Source organism: Pseudomonas sp. PME37.24/025, assembly GCF_055556615.1.
Map to the genome: position 1 here is coordinate 1 of NZ_JBVHNK010000145.1, position 276 is coordinate 276.

The window sequence follows — 276 nt, forward strand, 5'->3', positions numbered from 1 at the left end:
GAAGCGGCGGGTGTGACGTCGGACCAGTTTCCCAAGAGCATGGAGCATGCGGGTGTATTGATGTCATTGGCGTATCACTTTGAACCGGGCAATGTGCGTGATGGTGTGACCTTGGCGGTGCCCTTGTATGCGCTCAATCAGGTCAGTGTGACGCGCTGTGAATGGTTGGTGCCTGGCATGCTCAAGGAAAAGGTGCAGTTGCTGCTCAAGTCTTTGCCGCAAAAATTACGTCGTCATCTGGTGCCGCTGCCTGATTATGCGCAAGGTTTTTGTGAG

General features: G+C 54.0%; 1 protein-coding gene. It reads left to right on the forward strand.

Going from position 1 to position 276, the window contains the following annotated elements:
- Positions 1-276 (forward strand): DUF3418 domain-containing protein (locus ACZ3HH_RS29860; RefSeq protein WP_465810167.1); only part of this gene is annotated, 276 nt, incomplete at both ends.